This window comes from Nocardia sp. JCM 38205 (genome assembly GCF_058222935.1).
The window spans coordinates 1,053,594-1,071,593 of the sequence record NZ_JBYHFL010000001.1; the positions used below are offsets into that span (position 1 = coordinate 1,053,594).

Annotated in this window: 17 protein-coding genes; 10 read left to right on the forward strand and 7 right to left on the reverse strand. The window is 69.4% G+C overall.

Going from position 1 to position 18,000, the window contains the following annotated elements; translation table 11 throughout:
• Window positions 1-37: 37 nt before the first annotated feature.
• The 3 genes from AC4HOU_RS04865 to AC4HOU_RS04875 all read left to right on the forward strand — a co-directional run bounded on the left by AC4HOU_RS04865 (window position 38) and on the right by AC4HOU_RS04875 (window position 1,987).
• On the forward strand, window positions 38-625 hold the full coding sequence (locus AC4HOU_RS04865) for a peroxiredoxin (protein ID WP_036538064.1): 588 nt from the start codon (window positions 38-40) through the stop codon (window positions 623-625).
• Between the two features lie 9 nt (window positions 626-634).
• The gene (gene ahpD / locus AC4HOU_RS04870; protein ID WP_138455001.1) at window positions 635-1,174 is read left to right on the forward strand and encodes an alkylhydroperoxidase, AhpD family; all 540 of its coding nucleotides are present in this window, start codon (window positions 635-637) and stop codon (window positions 1,172-1,174) included.
• 138 nt (window positions 1,175-1,312) lie between these two features.
• Window positions 1,313-1,987 (forward strand): PhzF family phenazine biosynthesis protein, encoded by a 675-nt coding sequence (locus AC4HOU_RS04875; protein ID WP_194991282.1) that lies wholly within the window; start codon window positions 1,313-1,315, stop codon window positions 1,985-1,987.
• A 12-nt stretch (window positions 1,988-1,999) separates the two neighbouring features.
• On the opposite strand, the gene AC4HOU_RS04880 is transcribed toward AC4HOU_RS04875, so the two are convergent.
• The 3 genes from AC4HOU_RS04880 to AC4HOU_RS04890 form a co-directional block, all read right to left on the reverse strand.
• A complete protein-coding gene (locus AC4HOU_RS04880; RefSeq protein WP_194991281.1) occupies window positions 2,000-2,620 on the reverse strand; it encodes a DUF5134 domain-containing protein in 621 nt (206 codons plus the stop codon).
• Between the two features lie 284 nt (window positions 2,621-2,904).
• The gene (locus AC4HOU_RS04885; protein WP_194991280.1) at window positions 2,905-4,128 is read right to left on the reverse strand and encodes an aminotransferase family protein; all 1,224 of its coding nucleotides are present in this window, start codon (window positions 4,126-4,128) and stop codon (window positions 2,905-2,907) included.
• Window positions 4,128-4,781 carry a Pr6Pr family membrane protein gene (locus AC4HOU_RS04890; protein WP_163811921.1) on the reverse strand — a complete coding sequence of 218 codons (654 nt, stop codon included), beginning with the start codon at window positions 4,779-4,781 and terminating at the stop codon, window positions 4,128-4,130. Before AC4HOU_RS04890 ends, AC4HOU_RS04885 begins: the two co-directional genes overlap by 1 nt.
• A gap of 294 nt (window positions 4,782-5,075) precedes the next feature.
• Between AC4HOU_RS04890 and hrpA the strand changes: the two genes are divergently transcribed.
• Window positions 5,076-9,266, forward strand: coding sequence for an ATP-dependent RNA helicase HrpA (hrpA, locus tag AC4HOU_RS04895; protein WP_195019671.1), 4,191 nt, complete (start codon window positions 5,076-5,078; stop codon window positions 9,264-9,266).
• Window positions 9,267-9,533: 267 nt separating this feature from the next.
• A complete protein-coding gene (locus AC4HOU_RS04900; protein WP_194991279.1) occupies window positions 9,534-9,764 on the forward strand; it encodes a hypothetical protein in 231 nt (76 codons plus the stop codon).
• Between the two features lie 29 nt (window positions 9,765-9,793).
• On the opposite strand, the gene nrdR is transcribed toward AC4HOU_RS04900, so the two are convergent.
• From nrdR to AC4HOU_RS04915, 3 genes are all read right to left on the reverse strand, one after another.
• On the reverse strand, window positions 9,794-10,264 hold the full coding sequence (gene nrdR / locus AC4HOU_RS04905) for a transcriptional regulator NrdR (protein WP_048834273.1): 471 nt from the start codon (window positions 10,262-10,264) through the stop codon (window positions 9,794-9,796).
• A gap of 208 nt (window positions 10,265-10,472) precedes the next feature.
• Window positions 10,473-11,657 (reverse strand): hypothetical protein, encoded by a 1,185-nt coding sequence (locus AC4HOU_RS04910; protein WP_280499230.1) that lies wholly within the window; start codon window positions 11,655-11,657, stop codon window positions 10,473-10,475.
• A gap of 199 nt (window positions 11,658-11,856) precedes the next feature.
• Window positions 11,857-12,378, reverse strand: a complete 522-nt coding sequence (locus AC4HOU_RS04915; protein ID WP_195019672.1) for a hypothetical protein — start codon at window positions 12,376-12,378, stop codon at window positions 11,857-11,859.
• 289 nt (window positions 12,379-12,667) lie between these two features.
• Here AC4HOU_RS04915 and lexA point away from each other — a divergent pair, with 289 nt between their 5' ends.
• Both lexA and AC4HOU_RS04925 read left to right on the forward strand, forming a co-directional pair.
• Window positions 12,668-13,405: a transcriptional repressor LexA gene (gene lexA / locus AC4HOU_RS04920; RefSeq protein ID WP_175585824.1), complete on the forward strand. Its 738-nt coding sequence runs from the start codon at window positions 12,668-12,670 to the stop codon at window positions 13,403-13,405.
• Window positions 13,406-13,437: 32 nt separating this feature from the next.
• Window positions 13,438-14,145: a histone deacetylase gene (locus AC4HOU_RS04925; protein WP_195019673.1), complete on the forward strand. Its 708-nt coding sequence runs from the start codon at window positions 13,438-13,440 to the stop codon at window positions 14,143-14,145.
• Window positions 14,146-14,214: 69 nt separating this feature from the next.
• On the opposite strand, the gene AC4HOU_RS04930 is transcribed toward AC4HOU_RS04925, so the two are convergent.
• Entirely contained in the window at window positions 14,215-15,090 is an 876-nt protein-coding gene (locus AC4HOU_RS04930; RefSeq protein WP_195019674.1) for a helix-turn-helix domain-containing protein, read from the reverse strand.
• Between the two features lie 93 nt (window positions 15,091-15,183).
• Between AC4HOU_RS04930 and AC4HOU_RS04935 the strand changes: the two genes are divergently transcribed.
• The 3 genes from AC4HOU_RS04935 to AC4HOU_RS04945 all read left to right on the forward strand — a co-directional run bounded on the left by AC4HOU_RS04935 (window position 15,184) and on the right by AC4HOU_RS04945 (window position 17,990).
• The gene (locus AC4HOU_RS04935) at window positions 15,184-15,975 is read left to right on the forward strand and encodes an SDR family oxidoreductase (protein ID WP_195019675.1); all 792 of its coding nucleotides are present in this window, start codon (window positions 15,184-15,186) and stop codon (window positions 15,973-15,975) included.
• A 10-nt stretch (window positions 15,976-15,985) separates the two neighbouring features.
• Window positions 15,986-17,059, forward strand: a complete 1,074-nt coding sequence (locus AC4HOU_RS04940) for an NAD(P)H-dependent amine dehydrogenase family protein (RefSeq protein ID WP_195019676.1) — start codon at window positions 15,986-15,988, stop codon at window positions 17,057-17,059.
• A gap of 79 nt (window positions 17,060-17,138) precedes the next feature.
• Window positions 17,139-17,990 carry a class I SAM-dependent methyltransferase gene (locus AC4HOU_RS04945; protein ID WP_324197322.1) on the forward strand — a complete coding sequence of 284 codons (852 nt, stop codon included), beginning with the start codon at window positions 17,139-17,141 and terminating at the stop codon, window positions 17,988-17,990.
• The last annotated feature ends 10 nt before the right edge of the window (window positions 17,991-18,000 follow it).

Genomic DNA, 18,000 nt, shown 5'->3' on the forward strand with positions numbered 1-18,000 from the left:
CGACCCGCCGGCTACCGACATGAAAGAGGAGATGAGCATGGCCCTGCTGACCATCGGCGACCAGTTCCCGGCGTACAACCTCACCGCGGTGATCGGCGGTGACCTGTCGAAGGTCGACGCTCAGCAGCCAGACGACTACTTCACTCAGATCACCAGCGACGACCACGCGGGCAAGTGGCGGATCGTGTTCTTCTGGCCGAAGGACTTCACCTTCGTCTGCCCCACCGAGATCGCCGCGTTCGGCAAGCTCAACGACGAATTCGCCGACCGCGACGCGCAGGTGCTGGGCGTGTCCGTCGACAACGAGTTCGTGCACTTCCAGTGGCGGGCCCAGCACGAGGACCTGAAGACCCTGCCGTTCCCGATGCTGTCGGATCTCAAGCGTGAGCTGGCCACCGCCACCGGCGTTCTCAACGCCGACGGCGTCGCCGACCGCGCCACCTTCATCGTCGACCCGAACAACGAGATCCAGTTCGTCTCGGTCACCGCCGGTTCCGTCGGCCGCAATGTCGACGAGGTGCTGCGGGTGCTCGACGCGCTGCAGTCCGATGAGCTGTGCGCCTGCAACTGGAAGAAGGGCGACCCGACCATCAACGCCGGCGAGCTGCTGGCCGCGAGCGTCTGAGGTAGCACCATGAGCATCGATAATCTGAAGAACTCGCTACCCGAGTACGCCAAGGATCTCAAGCTCAACCTGTCCTCGATCGCGCGCACCACCGTGCTGAACGAGCAGCAGCTGTGGGGCACCCTGCTGGCCACCGCCGCCGCCACCCGCTCGGCCACCACGCTGCGCGAGATCGCCGAAGAGGCCGCGGACACCCTGTCGGCGGAGGCGTACAACGCCGCGCTCGGCGCCGCCTCCATCATGGGCATGAACAATGTGTTCTACCGCGGTAAGGCATTCCTCGGCGGCAAGTACGACGACCTGCGGGCCGGCCTGCGCATGCAGATCATCGGCTCCCCCGGCGTCGACAAGGCCGACTTCGAGCTGTGGTCGTTCGCCGTGTCCTCGATCAACGGCTGCCAGCACTGCCTGGAGGCCCACGAGCACACCCTGCGCGAGGAGGGCGTGTCCCGCGAGGTGATCTTCGAGGCGCTGCGGGCGGCCGCGATCGTGGCCGGTGTCGGCCAGGCCGTGCAGACCACCGAGGCGCTGGCCACGGCCGCGGTCTGATCCGTATCCCGCCGTTTCGATGGCCCCGGCCCGTGTGGCCGGGGCCATCGTCGTGGAGTCATGTTTGCCGGACATTTGCTGTGATGTGCGACATTCACCCCCTTACGGCCGCGACTGCGCCGAGTACGCTCGGCTGACATGGGCACACAGGCTGAAGTGTTGCGGGTATTCACCGATACGACGGGGCGATTCGGCAACCTGCTGGGTGTCGTCCGGGCCACCGAGGTCGCGGAGCCGCAGCGGCAGGCCGTCGCGGCCCGCCTCGGCTACAGCGAAACGGTGTTCGTGGAGGACCCCGTCGCCGAGATCGCCAAGGTCCGGATCTACACCCCCGCCGTGGAACTGCCCTTCGCGGGGCACCCCTCCGTCGGCACCGGCTGGTGGCTGGCCGAGCACGGCATGCCGGTGCACACTCTCGATGTTCCGGCCGGACCGGTGCCGGTGGAACTGACCGACGGCCTGGTGTGGATCAAGGCGCGCGGCACCTGGGCGCCCGCGTTCACCTTCCATCAGCTCGATCGGCCGGATGAGCTCGCCGCACTCGACCCCGCCGACTTCTCCGACGGTTCGCACTACCTGTGGGCCTGGACCGATGAGCATCGCGGTTCGGTGCGCTCGCGGATGTTCGCGCCGGCCATGGGGATCGCCGAGGACGAGGCCACCGGCGCCGCCGCGGTCGCGCTGACGGCGTTGCTGCGGCGCGGCCTGAAGATCACCCAGGGACAGGGATCGCAGATCTTCACCGAATGGGACTCCGACGGCTGGGTGCGCCTGGGCGGGCGCGTCGTCGCCGATTCGTTCGTGGATCTGTAGCCGCCGTCCGCGTCAGGCCGCCACGGCGGCGATCAACATGTACGCGGTCCCGAGGTCCATCACGAGGTGCGGCACCAGTGCGGCGGGCCGCGCGCCGGCATGGTCGAGCCAGGGCAGTTGCCGTCCGGTGGCCGCGCAGCCGATCAGTACGGCCGCGTCCGCCGCGAACAGCAGCGCCAACGCGATCACCGGCGCGGGCGCGGGCCCGCCGGCGTGGCCGCTCGCGGTATGGCCGGACATGGCGTACAGCATCACCGCCGCGGCGGCGACGTGGTAGCCGAGTGCCCCCGCCCGTGCCACCGGCAGCGGCCGGCCCTCGACCTGCCACTCCACCATTCGAACCGTGAGCAACATCGCGAACGCCACCGTCATCGAGATCAGCACGCCACGCATGGCGGGCCCGTGCGCGTGCACCGGGAACACCAGCATCGCGAGCATGACCGCGCACATGATCAGATGCGCCGCGTCCGATTCCCGGTGATGCGCGTCGGGTGAGCTCGTCGATGCCGGCGCCCCGGCCGCCTGCACCGGCATGGGAGCCAGCACTCGCATGAGCACCACACCTGCCGCGAGCACGAACGCGCCGACCACGGTCCACCGCAGCGCCGCGTATTCGAGCACGAATTCCGCCACCCCGCACCGCCTTTCGCCGCAGCGACCGTGGATACCGTTGTCCATGATCGCATCAGGACGAGCGATGCGGCGCACTTTTCGTCCGGACGGCCTACGGCTGCGAAAGCAGCCATCGAACATCCGGTGCGCCAAAGCATTCGACGCAGCTGAACCGCCGACGCGGGCCTAGGCCAGTCGCCCGGCACCCCGCAACGACGCCGTGACTGGCGAGCGGCACCGCGGTGTCGACCAGCACGATCTCCCCGTCCACCGGCGCGACGTCCGCTGCGCCTGGCCGGACGCCGTTACCCGAGGGCTCGGGTGAAAGCTTCGGCGAGTTCGGCCAGTTGCGCGTCGGTCATGACGAACGGCGGGGAGATCTGGAGGGCGCCCGCACCGGCGGCGCGGGCGGAAACGCCGTGGGCGCGCAACGCCTTCACCATGGCGGGGGCTTCGCCGGGATCGGTGAGCTGCACCGCGGCGACGGCACCGAGCCCACTGCGCACCTCGGCGACCCGCGGGTGCTCGGCCAGCGGCGCGAGGTGCGCGTGCAGCGCCGATTCCAGGTGCGCGGAGGCGGTGAGCAGCTCTTCGCGCTCGATGATGTCGAGGTTTGCCATGGCCGCGGCGGCCGAACCGGCGTGACCGCCGTAGGTGTAGCCGTGCCGCCACCACACGCCACCACCGAAGAACGGTTCGGCGACCCGCGGGGCGATGAAGACCGCGCCCATCGGGAGGTAGCCGGAGGTCAGGCCCTTGGCGGTGGTCATGAGATCCGGCTCGAGGCCGAACCGGGTGGAGGCGAACCAGGAGCCGCCGATCCGGCCGAAACCGGTGACCACCTCGTCGGCGACGAACAGGATGTCGTGATCGCGGCAGATGCGGCGCACCTCGTTCAAGTAGCCCTCTGGTGGCAGGTACACCCCGCCCGCGCCGATGATCGGCTCGCAGAAGAACGCCGCGATGCGTTCGGCGCCGATCTCCTCGATCAGCGCCAGCAGAGCCTTCGCGTCATTCCATTCGACGGTGCGGGCATCGGCCATCAGCTCGCCGTACCCTTCCCGATTCGGCGCGAGTCCCGATAGGGCGGTGCCGGCCACATGCATACCGTGATAGGCCAGCCGACGCCCGACGATGATCGACTTGTCCGGCTTGCCCAGCTCATGCCAGTAGCGGCGGGCTAGTTTCGCCGCGGTGTCGATCGAGTCGGATCCGCCGGAGGTGAAGAAGATCTTGCTGGCGGGCACCGGCGCGAGAGCGGCCAGCCGTTCGGCCAGCTCGCCGGTGACGGGCGCGGCGAGATCACCGAAATTGGAGTAGTGCGCGAGCTGGGTCAGCTGCCGGGCCACCGCGTCGGCGATCTCGGCGCGACCATGGCCGACATTGGCGAACCACAGTCCGGCCGTGGCATCGAGATAGCGGTTGCCCGCCTCGTCCCAGATGTAGGCGCCCTCACCCCGCGCGACGACAAAGGCGCCGTCTCGTTCGACGGCGCCCATATCGGCGAAACCATGCCACAGTGATCCCATCAGGCGCTCCTCGGTTCGACAGCCGTGCGCCGTCCATCCTGCCAGCGCCGCGCGAGCCCGCCGAGTGCGATGACGGCCATCGCCAGCATCGCGAACACGACGGCGAGCACCACCAGGCCCAGCGCCATGGACACATAACCCTGCTCGCGCGGGTCGATGAATGGATACGGATACCAATCGACGATGGGCCCTCGGATCAGTGAGTACGCGCCGTACACCGCCGGATACGCCAGCAGCGCACCCACCAGCCGCCCGGTGAGACCGAGACTCACCGGCACCAGCAGCCAATCGACCATCAGCACCAGCGGTATCAGCCGGTGCTCGATGACGTTGATCCATTGGTCGGTGAGCATCACATCGATATCGGCCAGCAGTACCGCGTAGACCACACCGGTGATCAGCAGGTACAACGTGCTCGCCGCGCGCACCACCTGCCAGCGGCGGTCGGCCGGATCGATCAGCGCGCCGACCAGCAGCACCCCCACCCCGATCACATTGGACTGGATGGTGAAGTAACTGAAGTAGTTCGCGGTCGAGAAGGTGGACTCGCCGATATTGCGGACCGGGATCCACGCCAAAGCGATGACACCCAGCACACCGAAGGCAAGTCGCAACACCCGGATCCACATCGGCGTACCCACGCTGGTGATCATGAGCCCGATCGTCGCATAACCCAGGCTGCGCGGCCCGGCGAATCGCAGGCGCGCACACGAACGGCAAACCCGATGGGTGGGTCCCCGAACCCACTCGGTGACGCAGCTTCACCCCGTTGGACGCCCGTTTGCCCGGTCCGAGTCCACCACCTCCGACCCGCCGGCACGTGTGTGTCGGGTCACCCCGCCGGGCCAGGGTGAGCCCGTACGCTGGGCCGTCCGGCATGCCCCTGACCTCCCCGGCGGAAAACCAGCGGACCGCCGCGGACCGCGTCCATTAGGCTGGATGCCGCAATGACCAGGACCGCAACCACCCCGCGTGAGCTTCGCACCCGCCTGGCCACTCTCACCCTCCGCGACGAGCACCGGCTGCGCAGGCAGCTCGACCGCGCACGCGGAGGCGACCTCGGACGGATCGAGACCGAGATCGCGGTGGCCCAGCAGCGGATCGAGAACCGGCGGTCCGCCGTACCCGAGATCCGCTATCCGGAACAGCTTCCGGTCACCGCTCGCCGCGAGGACATCGCCGCGGCCATCGCCGCGCATCAGGTCGTGATCGTGGCGGGTGAGACGGGTTCGGGCAAAACCACCCAGATCCCGAAGATCTGTCTCGAGCTCGGACGCGGTATCCGCGGCATGATCGGCCACACCCAGCCGCGCAGGCTCGCCGCGCGCGCTGTCGCCGAACGCATTGCCGAGGAACTGGGCACCGAACTCGGCGACGCCGTCGGCTACACCGTCCGCTTCACCGATCAGGCCGCCGAACACACGCTGGTCAAGCTGATGACCGACGGCATCCTGCTCGCCGAGATCCAGCGCGACCGGCTGCTACGCAACTACGACACGATCATCATCGACGAGGCGCACGAACGCAGCCTCAATATCGATTTCTTGCTCGGCTACCTCAAACAGTTGCTGCCGCGCCGGCCCGATCTGAAGGTGATCATCACCTCGGCGACCATCGATCCGGAGCTGTTCGCTCGCCATTTCGCCGATGCCTCCGGGACGCCTGCTCCCATCGTCGAGGTGTCCGGCCGGTCCTATCCGGTGGAGATCCGGTACCGGCCGCTGGCACTGCCGGTGGCTGCCGCCGACGAGGACGACGAGGACCGCGTCCTGGATCGCGACCCGGTCGACGCCATCGGCGACGCGGTGACCGAATTGTTCGCCGAGGGCGACGGCGATGTGCTGGTGTTCCTGTCCGGTGAACGCGAGATCCGCGACGCCGCCGACGCCCTGCGTGAGCTGAAATTACCGCGCACCGAAATCCTGCCGCTGTACGCGCGGCTGTCGGCGGCCGAGCAGCATCGGGTCTTCGCTCCGCACACCGGCCGCCGCGTCGTGCTCGCCACCAATGTCGCCGAGACGTCTCTGACGGTGCCGGGCATCCGCTACGTCGTCGATCCCGGCACCGCCCGCATTTCGCGGTATTCGATGCGCACGAAGGTGCAGCGGCTGCCGATCGAGCCGATCTCGCAGGCCTCGGCGCGTCAGCGTTCCGGGCGCTGCGGGCGCGTGGCCGACGGCATCTGCATCCGGCTGTACTCCGAGGACGATTTCGAATCACGTCCGCTGTTCACCGATCCGGAGATTCTGCGCACCAATCTGGCGGCGGTCATCCTGCAGATGACCGCGCTCGGTCTCGGTGATATCGAGAAGTTCCCCTTCGTGGAGCCGCCGGATTCGCGCGCGATCCGCGACGGCATCGCGCTGCTCGAGGAGCTGGGCGCCCTTGCGCGCAGGTCGGCGGGCACGGCCCAGGGTAGCGCCCGCGCCATCGCCGCCGATGGCACCGAGCACGGCCGGGATGCATCGGTGGACGCGGACAGCGCAGCCGTGCCCGCCGACTCCGGCGAGCCGACCGGATCGTCGCCCGCGGGACGCGCGCCGCGCGCTCGCGGTTCGCGTCGTCGATCCGAGGACGAGGGCGGCCTGTCGCTCACGCCGGTCGGGCGCGAGATGGCGCGCCTGCCGGTGGATCCGCGGATGGCGCGGATGCTGGTGCAGGCCCATCGTGATGGCTGTCTGGCCGAGGTACTGATCATCGTGGCGGCGCTGTCGATTCAGGATGTGCGCGAGCGGCCGGCCGATCAGCAGCAGGCCGCCGACACCAAGCACGCACGGTTCGTCGTCGAGAATTCCGATTTCCTGGCGTACCTGCGCCTGTGGGACTACCTGTCGGTGCAACGTAAATCGTTGTCGTCCAATCAGTTCCGGCGCATGTGCCGCGAGGAGTTCCTGCATTACCTCCGCATTCGCGAATGGCAGGACCTGCACGGGCAGCTGCGCACCATCACCAAGGGTCTCGGCTGGTCGGCGCACACCGACACCCGTGCGGCGCGCACGCAGCACGCGGCGAAGGCGGGCGCGCGCGGCAAGACCTCCGGCAAGCCGGCGAAGGCCGCCGCCGTCGAGGGCGACGACACGCTGCCCTGGGACGTCACCGCGATCCACCAGGCGCTGTTGGCGGGCATGCTGTCGCATATCGGGGTCCGGGAGGCCGAATCGCGCGAATTCCTCGGCGCGCGCGGGGCGAAGTTCATGATCTTCCCCGGCTCGTCGCTGGCGAAGAAGCCGCCGCGCTGGGTGATGGCCGCGGAACTGGTGGAGACCTCGCGGCTGTGGGGCCGCATGGCCGCGCGGGTGGAACCGGAATGGGCCGAACGCCTGGCCGGTGATCTGGTGAAACGCACCTATTCCGAGCCGCATTGGTCGTCCAAGCGCGGGGTCGCCCGGGCCTATGAACGCGTCACCCTCTACGGCGTCCCCCTGGTGACGAAGCGCCCGGTCGACTACAGCCGCATCGACCCCGTCGTTTCGCGTGAGTTGTTCCTGCGCCATGCCCTGGTGCAGGGGGAATGGCAGACCCATCACGGGTTCTTCCACCGCAATCGTGAACTGCTCGACGACGTCGCCGATCTCGAACATCGTGCGCGCCGCCGCGACATCCTGGTCGACGACGAAGTGCTGTTCGAGTTCTACGACCGGCGGGTGCCCGCCGACATCGTCTCCGTCCGGCATTTCGACAGCTGGTGGCGCACCGCACAACGCACAGATCCGACGCTGCTGGACTTCACCGCCGACACCGTCGTCAATGAGGGTGCGGCACCACTGGATCCGACCGATTTCCCGGATGCCTGGCGCCAAGGCGAGTTGAGTTTCCCGCTCACCTACCAGTTCGAGCCCGGCAATGACGATGACGGCGTCACCGCACGGATCCCGGTGGCGCAGCTGGCGCATGTGCGGGCCATGGGATTCGACTGGCTGGTGCCCGGCATGCGCGAGGAGTTGGCGACCGCGCTGATCAAGACGCTGCCCAAGAACCTGCGCCGTGCGGTCGTACCCGCCCCCGATTTCGCGGCGGCGGCGCTGGCGGCGCTGACCCCGAGGGCCGAACCGTTGCGCACCGGGCTGGCGCGGGAGCTGTCACGGCTGGGCTCGGTGCCCATCACGCCGAACGATCTGGACCCGTCGGCGCTGCCGGATCATCTGCGGATGACCTTCGCCGCCGTCGATACCGACGGCACGGTTGTGGCCCGTGACAAGAACCTCGCGCGGCTGAAAACCCGGCTCTCGGAACAGGTGTCGCAATCGGTCGCCCGCGCCACCGCGGGCGCCGAGCGCGCCCCCGCGGTGGTGTGGACCGCGGAATCGCTCGGTACGGTGCCGGCGACCGTGAAGCGGGAGGTCGCCGGGCAGACCATCACCGGCTATCCGGCGCTGGTCCCCGAGGACGAGGGCGTCGCTGTCCGAGTGCTGAGCTCACCCGCCGAGCAAGCGGCCGCCATGCGGGCCGGCACCAGGGAGCTGATCTTGCGCGCCGTTCCCACCTCGCTGCGCACGGTCACCACAGGCCTGTCCCCCGCCGACCGCCTGGTGCTGAGCCAGAACCCCTACGGCTCGCTGGACGCGTTGGTCGCCGATTGCCGGGCGGCCGCTGCCGACGAACTCATCGCGGCCGCCGGCGGACCGGTGCGCGGTCCCGACCAGTTCGAGGCTCTGGTGGCGAAGGTCCGGCCGGAGCTGGCCGGCGCGGCCGCGCGGATGGTGCGTCTGGTGGTGCCGGTGCTCACGCAGGCGCACCGAGTATCGACGGCCTTGGCGAACACCACCGAAGCCGACATCGCCGACGATGTCCGGGCACAGCTCGCGGACCTGGTGTTCGACGGCTTCATTTCCGAATGGGGCAGCGCGCGACTGCGTGAACTGCCGCGCTATCTTCAGGCGGCGGTGGTGCGGCTCGAGGCGCTGCCCGGTTCGGCGGTGCGCGACCGGCAGGCGATGGCCGAGGTAGACGCCGCACTGGCGGCCTACGACCGGCTGCTGGCCGGGCTGCCCGAACCGCGCAGGAACGCGCCGGACGTGGTCGAGATCTGGTGGATGATCGAGGAGCTGCGGGTCAGTCTCTTCGCGCAGAAACTCGGCACGCCGTACCCGGTGTCGGCCAAGCGGATCCAGAAGGCCATCGGCGCCATCCGGCGCTGAGCACGCGCGGCCTGATCGGCGTCCGGACGTCACTGCCACGGATCGCCGGATGCCGATCCCGTCAGCGATCGCCGCGCACCAGCCGCCGTCGGGCCCGGGTCGTGCCCCATGAATCGGTGGCGGCGGATTACGGGGCGCGCCGATCGGGGGTGCCCGGTCTACCGTCGTCGGTGTACCGCGTTCGGCGAACGGCAGTCCACGGATACCGCCGCCGCGCCACTGCCACCCGGGCCGTGCCCGGTGCCCGGTCATGAGGATGTGTTGGTCATGCGAAAAGTTATCGGCGGCATCGGAATCGGGGCGGGTCTGCTGCTCGCGACCACTGTGGGTGCCGGCCCTGCGGCCGCGGAGGCGCCCGCGCCGGTGGCGTCGCCGTCGAACCTCACGATGTGGTTGCGTCCACTGGCGGGCCTCGTCGGCTCCGGCTCGATCACGATCTGCCCCGGGCAGCACATGGGCAGCTTCAGCTGCTCGTGCCCGCCGGGCATCTGCATCTGAGCCGCGAAGCGCTCGGTCGGCCGAAACCCTCAGTCGCCGGAGCCGACGGCCGCGGCGCGCGCCTGACGCATGCCCTGGATCTCGCGTTCGAAATCCTCGGCCGAGGTGAAGGAGCGGTAGACCGACGCGAACCGCAGGTACGCCACTTCGTCGAGATCGCGCAGCGGACCGAGGATCGCCAGTCCGACCTCATGGCTCGGAACCTCCGGTGAACCCTTGGCCCGGACGGTGTCCTCCACCTGCTGAGCCAGCAGGTTCAGCGCGTCGTCGTCGACCTCGCGGCCCTGGCAGGCGCGGCGCACGCCGCGAATGACCTTTTCCCGGCTGAACGGTTCGGTGACACCACTGCGTTTGACCACGGACAGGATCGCGGTTTCGACCGTGGTGAAGCGCCGACCGCATTCCGGGCAGGAACGTCTGCGACGGATGGCCGCGCCTTCATCGGCCTCACGCGAGTCGACCACCCGGGAGTCAGGGTGCCGGCAGTACGGGCAGTGCATCCGAGATCCTTCGTCGATGCGTACGCTCGCGTCCGGATCGCCGGCCGATCGGGGCCTGCCATCCGGCGAGCGCATGGGCCGGGACGGTACCCGGCGGCGGGTACACCCGTGGCGAACTCCGGTATACCCGCATAGCACTTCGAGAATACCCGCGCGGGGTTCGCCCCGGTGCTGCTCACCCCGCGAGCGCACCGGATGGTTATCGGCGTCAGCCGCTCAGCTGCCACTGGGTGGTCATATCGGCGAGGACATCGGGCAGGCGCTGGAGCAGGCGACCGCGCGCCAGTTTGTCCCAGAACGGCTCCGCCAGGACGGTGGCCGCCAGGGCCGGATCGGACTTCATGTCGATATGGCGCGGCACCAGATCGCCGGTGATGTAGGCCCAGCGGGCGTCCCGGTCGGCCCAGTTCCAGTCCGGCAGCGGTGTGCGCAGCGACAGCGTGCGGTCGCCCACCGCGACGGTGACGGTAGCGGGTCCGAAGACGCCAGGAGCCCGAACCCCGGGCACGCCCGCCTTACCGGCGAGGGTGCTGACGTAGGTGAGCACGCGCCCCATGGCACCGCGTCCGGTAGCGGTGGCATCCCACTGGTCGGCGACGATGTGGTTCTGTTCGCGGTCGGTCATCCGGATCAGCGCGTCGACGAATCCGGCGCGGGTGCCGGAGGCCACCGAGTGCCAGGCGGCGCGCAGGCCGTCGTCGAGGATTCCGGCCCGGTGCATCTCCTCGATGCCCGCCAGGCCGTCGGCGAGGTAGGCCTCGTGCATCGGCACCAGATCCACGAAGATGTGTTTCTGCATGGTCATCAACCGGATCTGGTACCAGATCAGATCGTCGGTGGTCAGGCGCGGGCCTTCGGTGGCGAGCAGGTGGATATCGGTGGGTAGTCCGCGCACCAGTTCGCCGGGCGTGTGGCGCAGCAGGTCCGCGACGGCGTTGCCGAGTTGATGGATGGCGGGCAGATCCACCATCCGGCCCACATCGCTCATGTCGAAGTAGCCGGAAGCGAAGGAGCCGCCCGCGATTCCGGCCAGCGCGGCCCACCAGAATTCCGGATGCTGCGAGGCCAGGCGCAGGTAGTTGACGTAGACCTGGTTGAAGATTCGTTCGCCCGCGGCCGGGCCGCGGTTCGGGGCCCAGGCCGCGAGCTCGATGCCGGCGTTGTCGGTCGCGACGACGAGCCAGTACTGGTGTAGCAGGGTCGCGTATCGGTCCGCTGGGATGCCGTCGGATCTGGCCTGATCGAGCGCGGTGCGCAGGGTAGTCGCGTCCAGCGGCAGAGCGGGATTCAGGCCACCGGCACCGGAGCCGTCATCGTTGACGGCCGGCAGATCGAGGTAGGCCGCGTACGCCGGCGCCGCCTGCGCGACCGGAACGGCAGCGAGCGCGAACACCGTGCAGAGGAGGACGACTGCGGTCCTGGCGAGGAACCGGAGACGGACTCCGGCGGTGTGCTGATACGTCATGCGGTCCCGGTTCAGTTGTCGGCGGTGGTGCCTGGATCAGGTGTTCAGCACAGTAGCAACGTGTTTCAGTTGTCGATCAATATATTCGGCCACCCGTGGTGACCGTTCTTCGATGCCATTCGGGCATTCAGCGCGGCACATCGGCCGAAACATCACCCGGCAGCAGCGCCGGCTCGACGACGGCGGGCCCTTGCGGATGCTGCTGCGGGGCAACGGACTCCGCCCGCAGGTGCGCGATGCCGATCAGCGCCGTCACCACCAGCGCGCTCAGCACAGCCGCGATCGCCAGGACGGCGAACCCGACCTGAGCCTGCTCGACCCGTTGCGCGGAGTCGGCCGGGTATCCCGCCCGAGCGAGCCGGGCCGGACGAGAGTCGTAGCGCACCACCGCTGCCCGGGGGCCCGCTCCACGTGGGCGTCGCTCGGCGGGCCGATGGATCGCCTGGCGGGTGCGCAGGGTGCCGCGCGCCGGGCGGACCCGCACGGCAACGGACCCTCGCTCGCCGCTCCCGCCCTCGGTGGCACCGCGCCGCGACTGCCGCCGGCCCGCTGCCACCCCGCCGCCCGCGCCGGGAACGAGGCCGAGTCCGGCCTCCCCCGTCTCGGGCCCGGACGCCACCCTGTCCATATCGCTGATCGCTGTGCTCATCGGACAAACCTCCGTGGTGATACCCCGTCGTTGCTGTCATCCGCCGCACCTTCGCGGCGACCGGTCGCTCTACCAGCGGACTCGCCGCTCGCCCGACCCTCATTCGATCACATGTTCGAAGAACTGATGTTCGATTTCTACCACGGCGCACCGACAAAGTCAGCAGAAACGCCGGACATGCTCGAACAGATGTTTGATACATCGCGCCGACCGGACTAGATTCGGAGAACGACATCGACTCCCGGTACGGCGCGGTCGAGCCGGGCACCGACACGAAAGGGCGGCAACGGTGAGCCAGACAGACGGCACGGGCGACGGGAGCGGTCTCGGCGCCGAAACAGCCGGGACCGGAACGGATCTCACCGTGCGTCAGCGGAAGGTGCTGGAGGTGATCCGCAGCTCGGTGAGCGAGCGCGGCTACCCGCCCAGCATCCGCGAGATCGGCGATGCGGTCGGACTCACCTCCACCTCCTCGGTGGCACATCAGTTACGCACCCTGGAACGCAAGGGCTATCTGCGTCGCGATCCGAATCGTCCGCGCGCGGTGGACGTCAGGGGCCTGGACGAAGCGGTGCGCGCCGTGACGAGCCTGTCGGCGGTGGGCGCGGAAAGCAGCGGCGAAGACCTCGCGGCCGGCGACTCCGATCGTCCGGTGCCCACCTTCGTCCCGGTGCTGGGCCGGATCGCCGCCGGTGGCCCGATCCTGGCCGAGCAGGCCGTGGAAGATGTCTTCCCGCTGCCGAAGGAGTTGGTCGGCGACGGCTCGCTGTTCCTGCTGAAGGTGGTCGGTGAGTCCATGGTCGACGCGGCCATCTGCGACGGCGACTGGGTGGTGGTCCGGCAGCAGAATGTCGCCGAGAACGGCGATATCGTCGCCGCCATGATCGAGGGCGAGGCCACGGTGAAGACGTTCAAGCGCACGGGCAAGGACGTCTGGCTGATGCCGCACAACCCGCATTTCGAGCCCATCCCCGGTAACGACGCCCAGATCCTCGGCAAGGTCGTCACCGTCATCCGCAAGATCTGAGACGCCATGAGCAGGGTCCCGGCGGGCGCGTGATGGCCGACGCGACCGCCGGGAGTGCGGAAACCGGCAGACCGGAGCTGGTCTGGTACGCCAGTTACGGCTCGAATATGAACCCGCGCCGCCTCGACTACTACCTGCGCGGGGGTGCACCCAACGGCGGGGTGATGACCCTGCCGGGCTGCCGGGACCCGAGTCCGCCACTGCGGTCGGTGCCGCTGCTGTTGCCCGGACTGCTGTACTTCGCCACCGAATCGGCCATCTGGACCGGCGGGCGCGCCTTCTACGACCCGGATGTCGCCGACCACACCGCCGCCCACGCCTACCTGCTCACCGCCGCCCAGTTCAGCGATATCGCCGCGCAGGAGATGTACCGCGAACCCGGCACCGACCTGGATTTCTCCCTCGCGCTCGGCACCGGGCGCGCGAGCTTCGGCCCTGGCCGGTACGAAACCCTGGTGCACGCCGGCGTCCGCGACGGTTACCCGATCCTCACCTTCACCGCGCCCTGGGCCAGCCACGCCGTGCCCGGCAACCCGCCCGCCCCGGCCTACCTGCGACACCTGGCGCACGGACTGATCGCCTCGCACGGCTGGACGATCCAGCGCACCGCCGCCTACCTCGCTTCCCGACCCGGCGCCGACCTGGCCTGGACCACCGAATCGGTGGTCGCATTGCTGACCGACGACGCCACCTCGCCACCACCGGATGCCGGCCGGAGCAGCGAGAACCCGTCCCGCTGACGAGCTCTCGCCCGGAAGCGGTGTGTCATCGTCGAGTGCGCACCCGATCCCGCGATGTTGCTCCCTGCGCTACCTCGCCTGCTCCCCCAGCGCCGCCGACATCGCCTGCGCGCCCGCGCGAATCGCGGCGATGTACCTCGCCCGCTCATCCGGGCCGACGGCGGGCAACAGCGGACCGATCTGCACCTCATAGGGTGCCGCCGCACCGTCGAACACCGGTGCGGACAGGTAACTGACCGGCAGCGCCTCCGCCGAGTCGATATCGGCGGCGGTGTAGGGCCGCGCGGTCAGCCGCGACAGCTGCCGCAGCACCCGCGATCGCAACTGGGGTTGCAGCACCTCGGCACCGACCGCGCCGAGAAGATCGGCGAGGACGTCGACCAGTCCGGCATCGTCGGCATCGGGCCGGAACACCGCATAGCCGTTGTCGGCCACGAACCGCAGCAGGGCCGGTGCCGCGCGACGAGCCGGACCCGACACGCTCGCCAGCCATGCGCGGCGTTCGGCTTCCGCGCGCCACGGCATCACCGCCGCTCCGGCCGGGTAGGCCAGTGGAAGCGATTGCCCGACACTCAAACCGGGCACCACCCGCTCGCCCGAATACTGCTTGGCCACCACCGTCAGCCGGTCACTGTCGATCCGGCTGAGGGTGGCGCCGCAACCGGCGGCCGCGGCCAATGCCGCCAGTTCGGTATGGGCCGCGCCGATGTCAGCGGGCGGCCCCGGTGACAACCGCGCCAACGCGGGCCCGGGCCGGTACCGCAGATCACCGTCACGGCGAACCCACCCCGCATCGGCGAGCTCTGCCAGGACGGCCGTGACGGTGGCGCGCGCCAACGACAGTGCCGCCGCGATCTCCGAGGCGTTCATCGCCCGCTCGGATTCGATCAGCAGCTCGACCACCGCGATCACCCGGCGGGTCGGTGGTGACCCTGATATCGACATCGCATCCCCTTGTCGCCGGACGCGCCGCGCCCTACACTGCATCGACTATTCGCCGAATAGTAGTCGAATATTCGGCACAGGAAGGATACGGCGATGATTCTGGATCGATTCCGGCTCGATGGCCGGGTAGCGATCATCACCGGCGCGGGACGTGGCCTCGGTGCCGCGATCGCGCTCGGATTCGCGGAGGCGGGCGCGGACGTGGTGATCGCGGCGCGCACCGAGGCAGATCTGCGCGAGGTCGCCGCGCAGGTGGCAGCGACCGGTAGGCAGGCGCATGTCGTGGTGGCCGATCTCGCCGATCTCGAGGCCGCCGCCGCGCTCGCCGACGCGGCGGTGACCCGGTTCGGCCGCCTGGACATCGTGGTGAACAACGTCGGCGGAGCGATGCCGAAACCGCTGCTGGACACCGGCGCCGCCGAACTGGCCGAGGCGTTCACCTTCAATGTCGGTACCGCGCATTCGCTGGTGCACGCCGCGGTACCGAAGATCCTGGAAACGGCGGGCACCGGCTCGATCATCAACATCACCTCGACGATGGGCAGGCTGCCCGGCCGCGCGTTCGCCGCCTACGCCACCGCGAAGGCCGCGCTGGCGCATTACACCCGCAGTGCCGCCATGGATCTGTGCCCGCGCATCCGGGTGAACGCGATCGCCCCCGGATCGATCCTCACCTCGGCGCTGTCCGTCGTGGCCGGCAACGACGAGATGCGCGGCAAGCTCGAACAGGCCACCCCGATGCGCCGCCTCGGAGATCCCGTCGACATCGCCTCGGCGGCACTGTTTCTCGCCTCCCCCGCGGGCGATTTCCTGACCGGCAAGGTGCTCGAGGTCGACGGCGGCCTCATCGCACCGAATCTCGACATCCCCCTTCCCGATCTGTGAGGTGACGACCATGGTCTATCGCGTAGTGCACTGGGGCACCGGCAATGTCGGGCGGCACGCGCTCGCCGGCGTGCTCGACGATCCACGACTCGAACTGGTGGGCGTGCGGGTGTCCGGGCCGGACAAGGACGGCAGGGACGCGGGCGAACTCGTCGGGACGGCCCCGACCGGCATCACGGCCACCACCGACACCCAGCGGATCCTCGCACTGGAGCCCGACTGCGTGGTGTACACCGCCATGACCGACAACCGGCTGATGGAGGCCCTCGACGACCTGCGGACCTTGCTCGCCGCCGGTATCAATGTGGTGGCCAGTGCGCCGGTGTTCTTGCAGTACCCATGGGATGTCATCCCGGACGAACTGCTGGTGCCGGTGGAAAAGGCTGCCGCGGCGGGCAATGCGTCGCTGTTCGTCAACGGCATCGATCCCGGGTTCGCCAACGATCTGCTGCCCATGGCGCTGCTCGGCACCTGCCGCCGGGTCGATCAGGTGCGGTGCCTGGAGATCGTCGACTACTCGACCTACGACAATCGCGCGGTCATGTTCGACATCATGGGCTTCGGTAAGCCGATGGACGAGACGCCGCTGCTGTTGCAACCGGGCGTGCTGTCGCTGGCCTGGGGCAGCGTCGTGCGGCAACTGGCGGCGGGGCTGAATATCGAGCTCGATGCCGTCACCCAGGACTATGAGCGGATCCCGGCTCCGGAAACGTTCGAGATCGATTCCGGCACCATCGAGAAGGGCACCGCGGCCGGGCTGCGCTTCGAGGTGCGCGGCATGGTCGGCGATCGGGCCGTCACGGTGCTCGAACACGTCACCCGGTTGCGGGCCGACCTCGCCCCGGACTGGCCGCAACCGGCCCGTGCGGGCGGCTCCTACCGCGTGGAGGTCACCGGCGAACCGCACTATGCCCTGGACCTGGCCATGTTCAGCGACAACGGCGACCACAACCACGCCAGCCTGGTCGGCACCGCGATGCGCCTGGTCAACGCGATCCCAGCGGTGGTCGCGGCACCCGCCGGAATCCGCACCACCCTGGACCTGCCGCTGATCACCGGCACCGGCCTGGCGTCGCGTACCTGACCGTGCCGGTCGTCGGTCGCCCCGCCTGCGCCGGATGAGCCTTCCCCGGACCATGTCGTGAACCTCTACCGTTGGCGATGTGGTGAATGAGCAGATGCGGCAGAACTGGGCCGAGGGCGCGGCCGGATGGACCGAGAACGAGCAGCTCTTCGACGCGTTGTACGCGCCGGTGACCGAGGCCATCGCCGGTGCGGCGGCGCTCGGTGACGGTCGTGCGATGCTCGATATCGGTTGCGGGACCGGCACATTGCTGGCCGCCGGTCGCGCGGCCGGCGCGGCGGTCACCGGCGTCGACGTGTCTCCCGGCATGGTGGAGGCGGCGCGGGCGCGCGTGCCGGAGGCCGCGGTGGTACTCGGCGATGCGCAGACCATGGACCTGACCACGGTTCCCGGCGCGCCGTTCGACCGGATCGTGTCCCGATTCGGCGTGATGTTCTTCGACGATCCGGTCGCGGCCTTCGCCAATATCGGCCGGGCGGCCGCACCGGAGGCCGGGTTGGCGTTCGCCTGCTGGCGCGGGCACGCGGAGAACCCGATGTTCACCCTCGGCACCACCGTGCTGACCGATCGCATGGACCCTCGGCCGGACGACCCGCAACCCGGCGCACCCGGCCCGACGGCGTTCGCCGATCCCGAGCGCCTGACCTCGATCCTGACGACGGCTGGATGGTCCGATATCGCCGCGACCCCCGTGGATTTCCTGTGCGACTACGGCATCGACGGCGGCGATGGGGTGGCGCAGCGGCTGGCGCTCATCCTTGGTACCACCACCGGACGGCAGGCTCGCCGTGTGCTCGAGCCCGAACTGGGCGCCTCCGGGTGGACGGCGCTGCTGGATGAGGTACGTGCCGAGCTGCGCCGCCATCTGGTCGACGGGGTGGTCCGGCATCCGGCCGCGACCTGGCTGGTCACCGCCCGGCACGCGGGCTAGCGACGGAAAC